Here is a 13,098-nt window from a genome sequence, read left to right as displayed (position 1 = left end):
GTCGGTCACCCTTCCCTTATCGCGCGGTGGACGTGTAGGGCAGCAGCGCCATCTCACGGCTGTTCTTCACAGCCGTGGCGACGTCACGCTGGTGCTGCGTGCAGTTGCCGGTCACGCGGCGGGCACGGATCTTGCCGCGGTCGGAAATGAACTTCCGCAGCATGTTCGTGTCCTTGTAGTCCACGTACGTGACCTTGTCCTTGCAGAAAGCGCAGACCTTCTTCTTCGGCTTGCGCACAGGCGGCTTCGCCATGGTGTATCTCCTGTGTGATCAAGAAGTGGGGGTACGACCCACCTTCGGCCCGAGGGCCTAGAAGGGGGGCTCGTCCGAGTAGCCGCCGCCGGAACCGCCGGCACCGCCGGAGTTTCCACCCCAGCCGCCACCGCCACCGCCGCCGCCCTGGTTGCCACCGGCGGGAGCGCCGGTCGCCCAGGGGTCATCGGCGGGAGCGCCGCCGCCCTGCGGAGCGCCGCCGGAGCCACCGCCCCAGCCACCGCCCTGCTGGCCGCCGCCACCGCCACCGCCGTAACCACCCTGGCCGCCCTGGCCACTTCGACCTGTGGTCTTGGTGACCTTGGCCGTGGCGTTCTTCAGGCTGGCGCCGACTTCCTCGACGTCCAGCTCGTAGACCGTGCGCTTGACGCCCTCACGGTCCTCGTAGGACCGCTGCTTCAGCCGGCCCTGCACGATGACGCGCATGCCTCGCTGGAGCGACTCTGCGACGTTCTCCGCCGCCTGACGCCAGACCGAGCAGGTCAGGAACAGGCTCTCGCCGTCCTTCCACTCGTTGGTCTGACGGTCGAAGGTGCGGGGAGTGGACGCGACACGGAACTTCGCGACCGCCGCACCGGAAGGGGTGAAGCGCAGCTCGGGGTCGTCGACAAGATTGCCGACAACCGTGATGACGGTCTCGCCTGCCATGGGGGTACCTCTCGGCGGGTTTGCTGCTGGCTGCTGGTGCTGCTACTCGATGCCCGAGATCAGCTGAGCTGGAGAGCTCAGTGGGTCTCGGGACGGAGGACCTTGGTCCGGAGGACCGACTCGTTCAGGTTCATCTGGCGGTCGAGCTCCTTGACGACCGCAGGCTCGGCCTGCAGGTCGATGACCGAGTAGATGCCCTCGGGCTTCTTCTTGATCTCGTACGAGAGACGACGACGGCCCCAGGTGTCGACCTTTTCGACCTTTCCGGCGCCCTCACGGACGACGGAGAGGAAGTTCTCGATCAGGGGGGCGACAGCGCGCTCCTCCAGATCGGGGTCGAGGATGACCATCACTTCGTAGTGACGCATGTGGAACCCACCTCCTTTGGACTCAGCGGCCACGGTCGTTCCGTGGCAGGAGGGTTGTGATGCGTACGCAACGGTATCGGCCGCCACTGACAATCGGGGCCGCCGTCGGTGAAACCGAGCGGCAATCCCTGTCGTGACCTGGCCATGAGCCTGGGCAGACACCGGTGCAGAGAGTACAGACTACCTGCACCCCGGCTTCCGGTTGAAATCCGACCGGGTTGACCCCCAGTCTGTACACATCGGGTGTGTATGGCGCTACGATGCGCCGCCTTCCGCAGGAGGTGCCTTATGGCACAGGTATTGCGACCGAACACCACCGGCTCACTCTTCGCCACGGACGGCAAGCCTCATCCCCTCCAGGACACCTTGCTCGCGGTGACTCTGATGCTCGGGACCCTGGCCTTCGTCACGTCGATGTTCCACAGTCTGCATCTGGTCAGCTCCTGGGCCGGCCTCATCGGAATCCTCACCGGCGCCTACGGCCAGTTCATCTCCGTGACGACCCGGGAGCGCTTCGGACTGATCCTGGGACTCGGCCTCTCGGGGGTCGGTTTCTACCTCGGTCTGGCCCACGGCGGCCTCTTCGGTGGGACGTTCTGAGTCGAACGTCCGTTTTCCCCTGACCCCGGGACGCTTCACGCTCTCTTCCCGGGGCTCAGGTTCCATACGGCCAGACGGGGCGCTCGCAGGGCGCAGTAGGCTTCGGCGCGAGAGCCGGAGCCCTTGTACCCATGGGGACACACCAGCCCGAGGAGCGCCCCTAATGAGCCTGACCCTGAGGACCATCAGCCGTGAGCAGCATCTGGCATACATCCAGAGCCTGCCCGCGGCCAGTCACATGCAGGTCCCCGCATGGGCAGACGTAAAGGCCGAATGGCGCTCCGAGAACCTCGGCTGGTTCGACGACAGGACCGGCGAGATGGTCGGTGCGGGCCTGGTGCTCTACCGCCAGCTGCCCAAGATCAAGCGCTACCTGGCCTACCTTCCCGAGGGCCCGGTCATCAACTGGTTCGCGCCGAACCTGGACGACTGGCTGCAGCCGATGCTCGCGCACCTCAAGCAGCAGGGCGCCTTCTCCGTGAAGATGGGCCCGCCGGTGATCATCCGGCGCTGGGAGGCCACGTCCATCAAGGGCGGCATCCAGAACCCGGACGTGAAGCGTCTGCGCGACATCGAGGCCGACTTCATCGAACCGCGGGCCTTCGAGGTGGCCGACAAGCTGCGCCGCATGGGCTGGCAGCAGGGCGAGGACGGCGGCGCCGGCTTCGGCGACGTCCAGCCCCGCTACGTCTTCCAGGTGCCGCTCGCCAACCGCTCGCTGGAAGAGGTCCACAAGAACTTCAACCAGCTCTGGCGCCGCAACATCAAGAAGGCAGAGAAGGCCGGGGTCGAGGTCGTCCAGGGTGGCTACCACGACCTGGAGGAGTGGCAGCGGCTCTACGAGATCACCGCGGTCCGCGACCACTTCCGGCCGCGCCCTCTGTCGTACTTCCAGCGCATGTGGACGGCCCTCAACACCGAGGACCCGAACCGCATGCGGCTGTACTTCGCGCGCCACAACGGCGTGAACCTCTCCGCGGCGACGATGCTCGTCGTGGGCGGCCACGTCTGGTACTCCTACGGCGCCTCGGACAACATCGGTCGCGAGGTCCGGCCCTCGAACGCGATGCAGTGGCGCATGCTGCGCGACTCGTACGCTCTGGGCGCCACGGTCTACGACCTGCGTGGCATCTCCGACTCGCTGGACGAGACCGATCACCTCTTCGGCCTCATCCAGTTCAAGGTGGGCACCGGCGGCGAGGCCGCCGAGTACCTCGGCGAGTGGGACTTCCCGCTCAACAAGCTGCTCCACAAGGCGCTCGACATCTACATGTCGCGCCGCTGAGCCGTCCCGGAACACGTGCCGGGCCCCTGATCCTGCCCGGCACCTCCCCATCGGCCCGACAAATCAGCGACAATTCGCTTTCGTACCTCTGAACACACGGCAGCCACGAGAAAGGTTCCGGGACCGGCCATGGCGCTCACGCTCTACGTCGACACCGCGCGCTGGCGGGCACACCACAAGCAGGTGTCCGAGCAGTTTCCGGGGCTGGTCCCCGTCTGCAAGGGCAACGGCTACGGCTTCGGCCACGAACGGCTCGCGGACGAGGCCACCCGCCTGGGCTCGGACATCCTCGCCGTGGGCACCACGTACGAGGCCGCCCGGATCAAGGACTGGTTCGGCGGCGATCTCCTGGTGCTGACGCCGTTCAGGCGCGGCGAGGAGCCCGTGCCGCTGCCCGACCGTGTCATCCGGTCGGTGTCGTCCATCGACGGCGTCTACGGCCTCGTGGGAGCCCGCGTGGTCATCGAGGTCATGTCCTCGATGAAGCGGCACGGTGTGAGTGAGCAGGACCTGCCGCATCTGCACGCCGCGATCGAGAACGTGCGGCTGGAAGGCTTCGCCATCCACCTGCCGCTGGACCGCACCGACGGCTCGGACGCCGTCGAGGAGGTCATCGGCTGGATGGACCGCCTCCGTGCGGCCCGCCTGCCGTTGCACACGATGTTCGTCAGCCACCTCAAGGCGGACGAACTCGCGCGTCTTCAGCAGCAGTTCCCGCAGACCCGCTTCCGCGCCCGCATCGGCACGCGGCTGTGGCTGGGGGACCACGAGGCCACCGAGTACCGCGGAGCCGTCCTGGACGTCACGCGCGTCTCCAAGGGCGACCGCTTCGGCTACCGGCAGCAGAAGGCCGCCTCGGACGGCTGGCTCGTCGTCGTGGCGGGCGGCACGTCGCACGGGGTGGGCCTGGAGGCTCCCAAGGCGTTGCACGGCGTCATGCCGCGCGCCAAGGGCGTCGCACGCGCCGGCCTGGCCACGGTGAACCGCAACCTCGCACCGTTCGTCTGGGCCGGCAAGCAGCGCTGGTTCGCGGAGCCCCCGCACATGCAGGTGTCGATCCTCTTCGTTCCCTCCGACGCCTCGGAGCCGAAGGTCGGTGACGAACTCGTGGCGCACCTGCGGCACACCACGACGCAGTACGACCGCGTCGTCGAGCGCTGACGCCGGATCCGGTTCCGCTCCAACTCATGCGAAAGGCCGTACACGGGCTCCGTGTACGGCCTTTCGCATGACCTCTCCCCAGCCTGTTCGCTCAGAGCGAACTGCCTCCAGGGGGACCACTCCTGCCACCCCAATCGACCGGGGGCTGCCCGTCGAAGTGCGCCGCATGCCGTGGCGGATGGGCAGCCGCGCCCAGGACGAACACGTCTTCGGCGCCGTCCAGGATCCCGCCCGACGGATCGTCGTCACCGGCTCGCCGCACCACGTCGCGTTCGGGCATGAAGATGTCCCGGAGCACCACCGCACAGAGGTAGAGCGTCCCCAACAGGTGGACGGCGATCGCGACTTGGTACCCGTCGGTCGGCAGACCCTTGTGAGCGTCCCCACTGGTCGTGTACGCGAGATACATCCAGATCCCCAGGAAGTACGCGACCTCGCACGCCTGCCAGATCAGGAAGTCCCGCCAGCGCGGGCGGGCCAGCGCGGCGAGGGGGACGAGCCAGAGCACGTACTGCGGCGAGTAGACCTTGTTCGTCAGGATGAAGGCCGCGACGATCAGGAACGCGAGCTGGGCGAAGCGGGGCCTGCGGGGGGCGGTGAGCGTGACCGCGCTGAGCCCCGCGCACAGGAGCAGCATCATGACCAGCGCCCACGTGTTGGCCGTGTCGGGGGTGATCGTGATCTTCAGCCACTGCGAGATGAACAGGAAGACCGAGCCGAAGTCGACCCCGCGCTCCTGGCTGAAGGTGTAGAACTTCGACCACCCTTCGGGCGCGAAGTACATGACCGGAAGGTTCACCACGAGCCAGGCGCCGACGGCCCCGAGAAGAGCTGTCCCGAACTCGCGCCACTTGCCGGCCCGCCAGCAGAGCAGGAAGAGCGGACCGAGCACCAGGAACGGATAGAACTTGGCGGCCGTGGCCAGCCCGACCAGGATACCGAAGGCCAAGGCGCGCCCCCGCGACCACATCAGCATCGCGGCGGCCAGGAGGGCCACAGCGAGGAGATCCCAGTTGATGGTGGCCGTGAGCGCGAAAGCCGGCGCCAAGGCCACCAGGAGGCCGTCCCAGGGGCGCCGACGGTGGGTACGGGCGGCACACACGGCGATGACCGCCGCGCACACCATGAGCATCCCCGCGTTGACCATCCAGTAGATCTGCTCCTGGTCCTGGATGCTCCCGCTGCCGGGGGTGAGCCAGGCCGCGGCCTCCATGAACACACCGGTGAGCACGGGGTACTCGAGGTAGTCCATGTCGCCGGGGAGCTTGTCGAAGTAGGGCACGAGCCCGTCGGCGAATCCGCGGCCCTGGTAGAGGTGCGGGATGTCCGAGTAGCACGCATGCGTGTACTGCGAACTGGCTCCGAAGAACCACCCTCCGTCGTAGCAGGGCAGCTTCTGCACCATGCCGAGGGCGAACATGCCGATCGCGATCAAGGCGACGACCCGCACGGGCGTCCACCAAGACGTCCCGAGCAGGGCTCGTCGTCCGATGGGACCGCCGATCAGCTCGCTGCCGCTGGCGGCGACCTCGTCATCCTTGGTCGGCCGTACCAGCTCCGGCTCGTGCGCGCTCACGCGCGTCGTCTCTGCACTGGGCATGCCGCACATCCTGCCGTACGCGTCCAGGAATGCGCTGAGGGCCGCCGCACCTGGTCGGTGCGGCGGCCCTCGTTTCACGTGAAACGGTGCGTTTCACGTGAAACACACACGGTGACGGCTATCCGCTGCCTCCGAAGAGGCCCCCGCCATTGCCGTTGCCATTGCCTCTGGTGGTCCCGTCGGTCGCGGACTCCGTCGGCGTCGACGTCACGCCTCCGTCGGTGCCACCGTTGTCGGTGCCACCGTTGTCCGTCCCGCCGTTGTTGCTGCAGGACCAGTCGAACTTGCCACAGGTCTCACTCGCCGAGGGCGAGGGTGACGTGAGGGTCGGGGTCGGGGTCGGGGTCGGCGTCGGGCTCGGGGACTCACTCTCGCTGACCGTCGGGGTCGGCGTCGGGCTCGGGGTGTCGTTGAGCACCGTGCCGATCTCTTCGGGCTTCGGGAAGCGTTCCGCTTCCTGTCCCTTGAGCGCCACTTCCATGTAGTCCCGCCAGATCTGCGACGGGAACGACGCGCCGTGGATGGTCTTCTCGCCACCCGTGCCGTACATCTGCAGGAACTTGCGGTTCTTCTTGGTCTCGTCGTCGTCCAGGCGGTACATGCTGATCGCCGTGGACAGCTGCGGGGTGTAGCCGACGAACCAGGCGGACTTGTTGCCGTCCGTCGTACCGGTCTTGCCCGCCACCTCGCGGCCCTTCAACTGAGCGTTGGTGCCGGTGCCCTTCTCGACCACTGTCTTCAGGACGTCGGTGACATTGTCGGCGACCTTCGAGGTGAAGGCCTCCGTGGTCTTCTCGACGTCGTCGTGCTGGAAGACGTTGCCGTCCCTGTTCGTGATCTTCTCGACCGAGTACGGGTCACGCTGCTTACCACTGGCGGCGAAAGTGGCGTAGGCGCCGGCCATGCGGATCGCGCTCGGGGACGAGGTACCCAGCGAGAACGACGGGAACCTGGAGCTGGCGAGGCTGGACTCCTTGATGCCGGAAGCCAGGACCGCTTCCTTGACCTTGTCCAGGCCGACATCCATGCCCAGCTGGACGTAAGCGGAGTTGACGGACTCACGCATCGCCTCACGCAGGTCGATCTTGTAGCTGGGCGGGTTGTACGACTGCTGGCCGTCGTTCTGCTGCAGCCACTCCTTGCCCTTGTCGTCCTTCCAGTCCGTTCCGGTGTAGTCCTTGATCTTCAGCTTGTTCTTGCCGCTGTACAGGCTCTTCGGGGAGACGATGGTGCGTTCGTCCTGCGCCTGATTCTCGGGCCCGTCGGGATTCTTGGCACCCCAGGACATGGCGGCCGCCAGAACGAACGGCTTGAACGTCGAGCCCACCTGAGCACCGGTCTGGTCAGCGTTGTTGGTGAAGTGCTTCGTCGCGTCCGAACCGCCGTAGATGGCCTTGATCGCGCCGGTGGCCGGGTCGACGGATGCTCCGCCGAACTGGACGTATTTGTCCGTCTTCGGGCGCAGCTTCTCCTTGATGTTGGCCTTCTGCACCTTCTTGACCGAGGCCTCAAGGGCGTCGATCTTCGCCTTGTCGAAGGTCGTGTGGATCTCGTAGCCACCCTGACGAAGCTTGGTCTCGGTGATTCCGGTCTTGTCACTGTTGTTGACGATGTACGAGTTGGCCAGGTCGACCAAGTAGCCGATCTGCCCCCCAAGAGCGGCGTTGGAGCGCGGGCTATGGACTTTGGGGAACTCGGTGTACTTGCCGCGAACCGCCTCGGTCAGGCGCCCGTCCTTGACCTCTTCATCGAGGATCCACTTCCAGCGGGCCTCGGCGCGCTTGCGGTTGGCTTGCGGCGAGGCCGCTTCCCCTCCGATCGACTGGGCACCCGCGGGGTCGTAGTACGTGGCGCCCTTCAGGACAGCCGCCAGGAACGCGCACTGACTGGCGTCCAGATCCGTGGCGTCCTTGTTGAAGTAGGCCCGTGCCGCAGCCTGGATGCCGTAGGCGTTGCGTCCGTAGTAGGCCGAGTTCAGGTAGCCGGCCATGATGTCTTCCTTCGGTACCGAGGCACCGACCTTCACGGAGACGAACAGCTCCTTGAACTTGCGGGAGATCGTCTGCGACTGATCGTCCAGCATGGCGTTCTTCACGTACTGCTGGGTGATGGTGGAACCACCCTGCGTCTGACCGCCCTTGGCCATGTTCACGAAGGCACGGGCGATGCCCATCGGGTCGACGCCGCTGTCGTCCTCGAACGTCTTGTTCTCGGCCGACATGACCGCGTACCGCATCTCCTTGGGGATCTGGGCGTAGCCGATGATCTGGCGGTTGGTCTCACCGCCCGTCGCGACCATCTCTTTGCCGTTCGCCCAGTAGTAGACGTTGTTCTGCGCGGTCGCGGTCTTGGCTTCGTCCGGGACACCCACGAGGGCGTACGCGACACCTGCGACCGCGACAAGGCTGCCGCAGAAACCGATGAAGAGGCCCGTCACGAGCTTCCAGGACGGCACCCAGCGTGCGGCGCCGTACTTGTCGGCGCGTGGGTAGTCGATGATGCGCTTCTTGGAGGGTTCGGGGGCGCGGCCACGACCGCGTCCCGGCCCGCTGGGTCCCGGGGGACCACCACGTCGGCCGCCCCCGCCTCCAGGGCCGCCGGGGCCGCCACGTCCGGCGCCGTCGGCGGCTCGGCGGCGGCCGCCGCTGCCTTTCTGTGCGGCTCGCCGTGCCTCGGCACGACTGCCGTACGGGCGTTCTTCACCCCCCGACTCGTATGAGTCGGAAGGAGACCCGGTGGCGCCTCGCGGTGCCGCGCGGCGGCCTGCGGACGGGTCGGGCTGACCGCGTCGGGCCGCGGCACGTCCGCCGCCCTGCGGCTGCGACGGTTTGCGACGGTGCTCGCTCATCGAACGATTACTCCTCGGGCAGGCGCACCTTTGCGCGCCTGGAAACGGCGGCTGGTTTCCGGTCCCCCCGAAGTACGGATGCGGTCGATCGCGCATTCACCCGTACTGCACCGAAGACGATGACGTCCTCAGTCGTCACTCGGTTCCCGGTGGTGTGCATGCCGCACAGACTACGCACCGTCAAAACCTGCCTAGCACCGAAGTTCACCCCAAATCAGGCAACTTGCTTCGTATGAATCAGTGATGTGACGCCGTTCACCATGGCCCCTCTTGTCGCATCCGCAGAGGCGTTCTATCGTGCTGATGTATCGAGTCGATACATCAGCACGGCATAAACGTCGTGCCGACGAGGCAGCGACAGGGAGGAGGCGACGATGAGCCGGCGTGCCGGGATCCTCGAGTTCGCCGTACTCGGCCTGCTCCGCGAGTCCCCGATGCACGGCTATGAGCTGCGCAAACGACTCAACACATCACTGGGCGTCTTCCGTGCCTTCAGCTACGGAACGCTCTACCCCTGCCTCAAGACGCTGGTCGCCAACGGCTGGTTGATCGAGGAATCAGGATCCACACCCGAAGACGCCCTCACAGCAACGCTCGCGGGGCGCCGCGCCAAGATCGTCTATCGGTTGACGGCAGAAGGTAAGGATCACTTCGAGGAACTTCTCGCGCAGACGGGTCCCGACGCATACGAGGACGAGCACTTCGCTGCTCGCTTCGCCTTCTTCGGGCAGACGTCACGCGATGTGCGCATGCGCGTACTGGAAGGTCGCCGCAGCCGTCTGGAGGAGCGCCTCGAGAAGATGCGCGCCTCACTGGCGCGCACCCGAGAGCGCCTCGACGACTACACGCTTGAGCTCCAGCGCCACGGAATGGAGTCCGTGGAGCGCGAAGTGCGCTGGCTGAACGAGCTCATCGAGAGTGAGCGAGCCGGACGGGACATCAAGACTTCCGCCTCCGACGGCTCTGCTCAGCAGGACAACACATCTGGAGAGACGGGCGGCCTGCCCCGGCACCGGGACAGCACCCGGCCGGATCCGTCCGACGACACCGTCACGTGAGACCCATTCGGGGTTTCACCGATACACACAGGGAGCAACCGGAATGGGTTCGGTTCGCGTAGCCATCGTCGGCGTGGGCAACTGCGCCGCCTCGCTGGTTCAGGGCGTCGAGTACTACAAGGACGCCGACCCGGCGGCCAAGGTCCCCGGCCTGATGCACGTCCAGTTCGGCGACTACCACGTCGGTGACGTCGAGTTCGTCGCCGCGTTCGACGTCGACGCGAAGAAGGTCGGCCTCGACCTCTCCGACGCCATCGGTGCCAGCGAGAACAACACCATCAAGATCTGCGACGTCCCCAACAAGGGCGTCACGGTCCAGCGCGGTCACACCCTGGACGGTCTCGGTAAGTACTACCGCATGACCATCGAGGAGTCCGCCGAGGCGCCGGTCGACGTGGTCCAGGTCCTCAAGGACAAGCAGGTCGACGTCCTGATCTGCTACCTGCCCGTCGGTTCCGAGGCGGCGGCGAAGTTCTACGCCCAGTGCGCCATCGACGCCAAGGTCGCCTTCGTCAACGCTCTCCCGGTCTTCATCGCCGGCACCAAGGAGTGGGCGGACAAGTTCACCGAGGCCGGCGTCCCGATCGTCGGCGACGACATCAAGTCGCAGGTCGGCGCCACCATCACGCACCGTGTGATGGCGAAGCTGTTCGAGGACCGCGGTGTCCGTCTTGAGCGCACCATGCAGCTCAACGTCGGCGGCAACATGGACTTCAAGAACATGCTGGAGCGCGACCGCCTCGAGTCCAAGAAGATCTCGAAGACGCAGGCCGTCACCTCGCAGATCCCCGACCGCGACATGGGCGAGAAGAACGTCCACATCGGTCCCTCGGACTACGTGGCCTGGCTCGACGACCGCAAGTGGGCGTACGTCCGCCTCGAGGGCCGTGCCTTCGGTGACGTCCCGCTGAACCTGGAGTACAAGCTCGAGGTCTGGGACTCCCCGAACTCGGCCGGTGTCATCATCGACGCCCTGCGCGCCGCGAAGATCGCCAAGGACCGCGGCATCGGCGGCCCGATCCTCTCCGCGTCGAGCTACTTCATGAAGTCCCCGCCGGTCCAGTACTTCGACGACGAGGCCTTCGCCAACGTCGAGAAGTTCATCAAGGGCGAGGTCGAGCGCTAAAGCACAGCTCTTCGTGCTTGCTGTCGAAGGTCCCCGGGCACTGTGCCCGGGGACCTTCCCCGTATGTGAGGCTGTGCCCCATGGCTGTCGTGCGTGACCTGCGCATCCTCCTGAGCTTCCAGGGATTTAGACGCCTGCTCGGCGTACGGCTGCTGTCCCAGGGGGCCGATGGCGTCTTCCAGGTCGCGCTCGCCACCTACGTCGTCTTCTCCCCGGAGAACCAGACCTCGGCGGCCTCCATCGCCTCCGCGATGGCGGTCCTGCTGCTTCCGTACTCCCTCATCGGCCCCTTCGCGGGTGTCCTACTGGACCGATGGCGCCGACGGCAGGTTTTTCTGTACGGCAATCTCCTGCGCGCGGCCCTCGCGTGCGTGACGGCCGTTCTGATGCTGAGCCACGTCCCGGACTGGCTCTTCTACATCTCGGCGCTCTGCGTCACGGCGGTCAACCGATTCGTCCTGGCCGGGTTGTCGGCCTCACTGCCCCGTGTCGTGGACGCGGATCGGCTGGTGCTGGCCAACTCCCTTTCCCCCACGGCCGGAACGCTGGCCGCGACCATGGGCGGAGGAGTCGCCTTCGCCGTACGGCTACTGGTCGCTGACTCCGACGCGACCGTGGTCCTCGTGGGAGCCGTGCTGTATCTCTGCGCCGCCCTCGCCGCCGCCCGCATCGCTCCGCAACTCCTCGGACCTGATCGCGCGTTGCTCCACCCCCGCATCGCCACGGCACTCGCCGGCACAGCACGTGGTCTCGCCGCAGGCGTACGCCACCTCGCCCAGCCCTCGCGACGGGAGGCAGCCTGGGCTCTGATGGCGATGACGCTGCTGCGCTTCTGCTACGGCGCCCTGACCGTCATGCTGCTGATGCTCTGCCGCTATGCGTGGGCATCGGGATCGGACGACGGGCTCGCTCTCCTCGGAGTCGCCGTAGGGGTGTCAGGGGCGGGATTCTTCGTCGCCGCCGTGGTGACGCCCTGGGCGGCCGGACGGCTGGGCCCCGGCCGTTGGATCGCCGTCTGCGCCGCTGCCGCCGCGGTCCTGGAACCCGCGCTCTGCCTTCCTTTCAGGCCCACACCGATGCTGGTCGCCGCATTCGTGCTGGGAGTGACCACCCAGGGCGCGAAGATCGCGACGGACACGATCGTGCAGTCCTCGGTGGACGACGGATTCCGCGGCCGGATCTTCTCCATCTACGACGTCCTGTTCAACGTCGCCTTCGTAGGAGCGGCCGGAGTAGCCGCGCTGATGCTGCCTTCTGACGGCCGGTCGACAGCACTCGTCGCGACAGTTGCGGCGATCTACGCATGCATTGCTGCCGCTATGGCCCGCTTTGAACTTCAGTAAGTGTCACATCAGTGCCACAGAGCCAATCCTGGCTACTGCGTTGTCACTGGGGCCCGATAACTTACGTGGGTCTTATACGCGCCACGCGCCAGCGTTCCAATGGGGGGACTCCCAGTGACCACACCGCCGCCTCAGGGCCAGAACCCGTTCGCTCAGGGCCAGCAGCCTTACGGCCCGCCGCCCCAGGGTCAGAACCCTTACGCCCAGCAGCCCCCGCAGGGCTACCCGCAGCAGCCGGGCCAGCCCGGCTTCCCTCAGCAGCAGACCCCCGGCTTCGCCCCGGTCGCGCCGCAGCGCCCGAAGCGGGGCTTCAAGCAGTACCTGCGGATCGGCATCGTCGTCTGTGTGGTCATAGCCGCCGGCATCGGCTGGCTGGCGAGTCGGCACGACCCGGACACGGCAAAGGTCGGCGACTGCATGAGCATCAGCAACCCGGACAACTCCACGGACCCGGGCCTGAAGGTCGTTGACTGCGGCAACTCCAAGGCGAAGTACAAGGTGGCTCAGAAGAAGAGCGACAACTCCGGCTGCGACCGCACCAAGTACGCCGAGTACACGGAGACGGGTGGCAGTGACGACTTCACCCTCTGCCTGTCGGAGTACTCCGCGAAGTAGGTCCTCTTTTACGCGAAGGGGCGGTGTTTCACGTGAAACACCGCCCCTTCGCGTTGTCCGTCGTCGATGTTTCACGTGATGATGCGCCTGCCACCGGAAGGCACAGCGGAGTGGGACGAGGAACTGACCAGCCGGTCGACCTCGACGAATGCCCGTAGCTTGCGCCGATGTT

At 66.5% G+C, this 13,098-nt stretch carries 12 protein-coding genes; 7 read left to right on the top strand and 5 right to left on the bottom strand.

What is annotated here, in order from left to right:
• Positions 1-16: 16 nt before the first annotated feature.
• The 3 genes from rpsR to rpsF all read right to left on the bottom strand — a co-directional run bounded on the left by rpsR (position 17) and on the right by rpsF (position 1,290).
• The gene (gene rpsR, locus AB0C62_RS33900) at positions 17-253 is read right to left on the bottom strand and encodes a 30S ribosomal protein S18 (RefSeq protein ID WP_003949403.1); all 237 of its coding nucleotides are present in this window, start codon (positions 251-253) and stop codon (positions 17-19) included.
• Positions 254-310: 57 nt separating this feature from the next.
• Entirely contained in the window at positions 311-922 is a 612-nt protein-coding gene (locus AB0C62_RS33895; protein WP_362979825.1) for a single-stranded DNA-binding protein, read from the bottom strand.
• A 77-nt stretch (positions 923-999) separates the two neighbouring features.
• A complete protein-coding gene (gene rpsF, locus AB0C62_RS33890) occupies positions 1,000-1,290 on the bottom strand; it encodes a 30S ribosomal protein S6 (protein WP_037615007.1) in 291 nt (96 codons plus the stop codon).
• 288 nt (positions 1,291-1,578) lie between these two features.
• Here rpsF and AB0C62_RS33885 point away from each other — a divergent pair, with 288 nt between their 5' ends.
• From AB0C62_RS33885 to AB0C62_RS33875, 3 genes are all read left to right on the top strand, one after another.
• On the top strand, positions 1,579-1,890 hold the full coding sequence (locus AB0C62_RS33885) for a hypothetical protein (RefSeq protein ID WP_362979823.1): 312 nt from the start codon (positions 1,579-1,581) through the stop codon (positions 1,888-1,890).
• Between the two features lie 163 nt (positions 1,891-2,053).
• Entirely contained in the window at positions 2,054-3,175 is a 1,122-nt protein-coding gene (femX, locus tag AB0C62_RS33880; RefSeq protein ID WP_081218315.1) for a peptidoglycan bridge formation glycyltransferase FemX, read from the top strand.
• Between the two features lie 129 nt (positions 3,176-3,304).
• Positions 3,305-4,336 (top strand): alanine racemase, encoded by a 1,032-nt coding sequence (locus tag AB0C62_RS33875; RefSeq protein WP_081218316.1) that lies wholly within the window; start codon positions 3,305-3,307, stop codon positions 4,334-4,336.
• A gap of 91 nt (positions 4,337-4,427) precedes the next feature.
• Here the strand turns inward: AB0C62_RS33875 and AB0C62_RS33870 are convergent, their stop codons facing one another.
• Positions 4,428-5,936, bottom strand: a complete 1,509-nt coding sequence (locus AB0C62_RS33870) for a glycosyltransferase 87 family protein (RefSeq protein WP_362979820.1) — start codon at positions 5,934-5,936, stop codon at positions 4,428-4,430.
• A gap of 118 nt (positions 5,937-6,054) precedes the next feature.
• The gene (locus AB0C62_RS33865; RefSeq protein WP_362979818.1) at positions 6,055-8,784 is read right to left on the bottom strand and encodes a transglycosylase domain-containing protein; all 2,730 of its coding nucleotides are present in this window, start codon (positions 8,782-8,784) and stop codon (positions 6,055-6,057) included.
• Positions 8,785-9,158: 374 nt separating this feature from the next.
• On the opposite strand from AB0C62_RS33865, the gene AB0C62_RS33860 reads away from it, so the two are divergent.
• The 4 genes from AB0C62_RS33860 to AB0C62_RS33845 all read left to right on the top strand — a co-directional run bounded on the left by AB0C62_RS33860 (position 9,159) and on the right by AB0C62_RS33845 (position 12,926).
• Positions 9,159-9,842 carry a helix-turn-helix transcriptional regulator gene (locus tag AB0C62_RS33860; protein ID WP_362979816.1) on the top strand — a complete coding sequence of 228 codons (684 nt, stop codon included), beginning with the start codon at positions 9,159-9,161 and terminating at the stop codon, positions 9,840-9,842.
• Between the two features lie 43 nt (positions 9,843-9,885).
• Positions 9,886-10,968, top strand: coding sequence for an inositol-3-phosphate synthase (locus AB0C62_RS33855; protein ID WP_164372699.1), 1,083 nt, complete (start codon positions 9,886-9,888; stop codon positions 10,966-10,968).
• Between the two features lie 80 nt (positions 10,969-11,048).
• Positions 11,049-12,311, top strand: coding sequence for an MFS transporter (locus AB0C62_RS33850; protein WP_362979814.1), 1,263 nt, complete (start codon positions 11,049-11,051; stop codon positions 12,309-12,311).
• Positions 12,312-12,425: 114 nt separating this feature from the next.
• The gene (locus AB0C62_RS33845; protein WP_362979812.1) at positions 12,426-12,926 is read left to right on the top strand and encodes a hypothetical protein; all 501 of its coding nucleotides are present in this window, start codon (positions 12,426-12,428) and stop codon (positions 12,924-12,926) included.
• Positions 12,927-13,098 lie beyond the last annotated feature (172 nt).

Source organism: Streptomyces sp. NPDC048643 (genome assembly GCF_040650615.1).
Taxonomy (GTDB): Bacteria; Actinomycetota; Actinomycetes; order Streptomycetales; family Streptomycetaceae; genus Streptomyces.
The sequence above is the reverse complement of the archived record's forward strand: the minus strand, read 5'-3'. Positions and strand labels throughout refer to the sequence as shown.

Bases quoted from the DNA above. Each gene is read 5' to 3' on its own strand.
- rpsR (WP_003949403.1), bottom strand. From the start codon at position 253: ATGGCGAAGCCGCCTGTGCGCAAGCCGAAGAAGAAGGTCTGCGCTTTC.
- AB0C62_RS33895 (WP_362979825.1), bottom strand. From the start codon at position 922: ATGGCAGGCGAGACCGTCATCACGGTTGTCGGCAATCTTGTCGACGAC.
- rpsF (WP_037615007.1), bottom strand. From the start codon at position 1,290: ATGCGTCACTACGAAGTGATGGTCATCCTCGACCCCGATCTGGAGGAG.
- AB0C62_RS33885 (WP_362979823.1), top strand. From the start codon at position 1,579: ATGGCACAGGTATTGCGACCGAACACCACCGGCTCACTCTTCGCCACG.
- femX (WP_081218315.1), top strand. From the start codon at position 2,054: ATGAGCCTGACCCTGAGGACCATCAGCCGTGAGCAGCATCTGGCATAC.
- AB0C62_RS33875 (WP_081218316.1), top strand. From the start codon at position 3,305: ATGGCGCTCACGCTCTACGTCGACACCGCGCGCTGGCGGGCACACCAC.
- AB0C62_RS33870 (WP_362979820.1), bottom strand. From the start codon at position 5,936: ATGCCCAGTGCAGAGACGACGCGCGTGAGCGCGCACGAGCCGGAGCTG.
- AB0C62_RS33865 (WP_362979818.1), bottom strand. From the start codon at position 8,784: ATGAGCGAGCACCGTCGCAAACCGTCGCAGCCGCAGGGCGGCGGACGT.
- AB0C62_RS33860 (WP_362979816.1), top strand. From the start codon at position 9,159: ATGAGCCGGCGTGCCGGGATCCTCGAGTTCGCCGTACTCGGCCTGCTC.
- AB0C62_RS33855 (WP_164372699.1), top strand. From the start codon at position 9,886: ATGGGTTCGGTTCGCGTAGCCATCGTCGGCGTGGGCAACTGCGCCGCC.
- AB0C62_RS33850 (WP_362979814.1), top strand. From the start codon at position 11,049: ATGGCTGTCGTGCGTGACCTGCGCATCCTCCTGAGCTTCCAGGGATTT.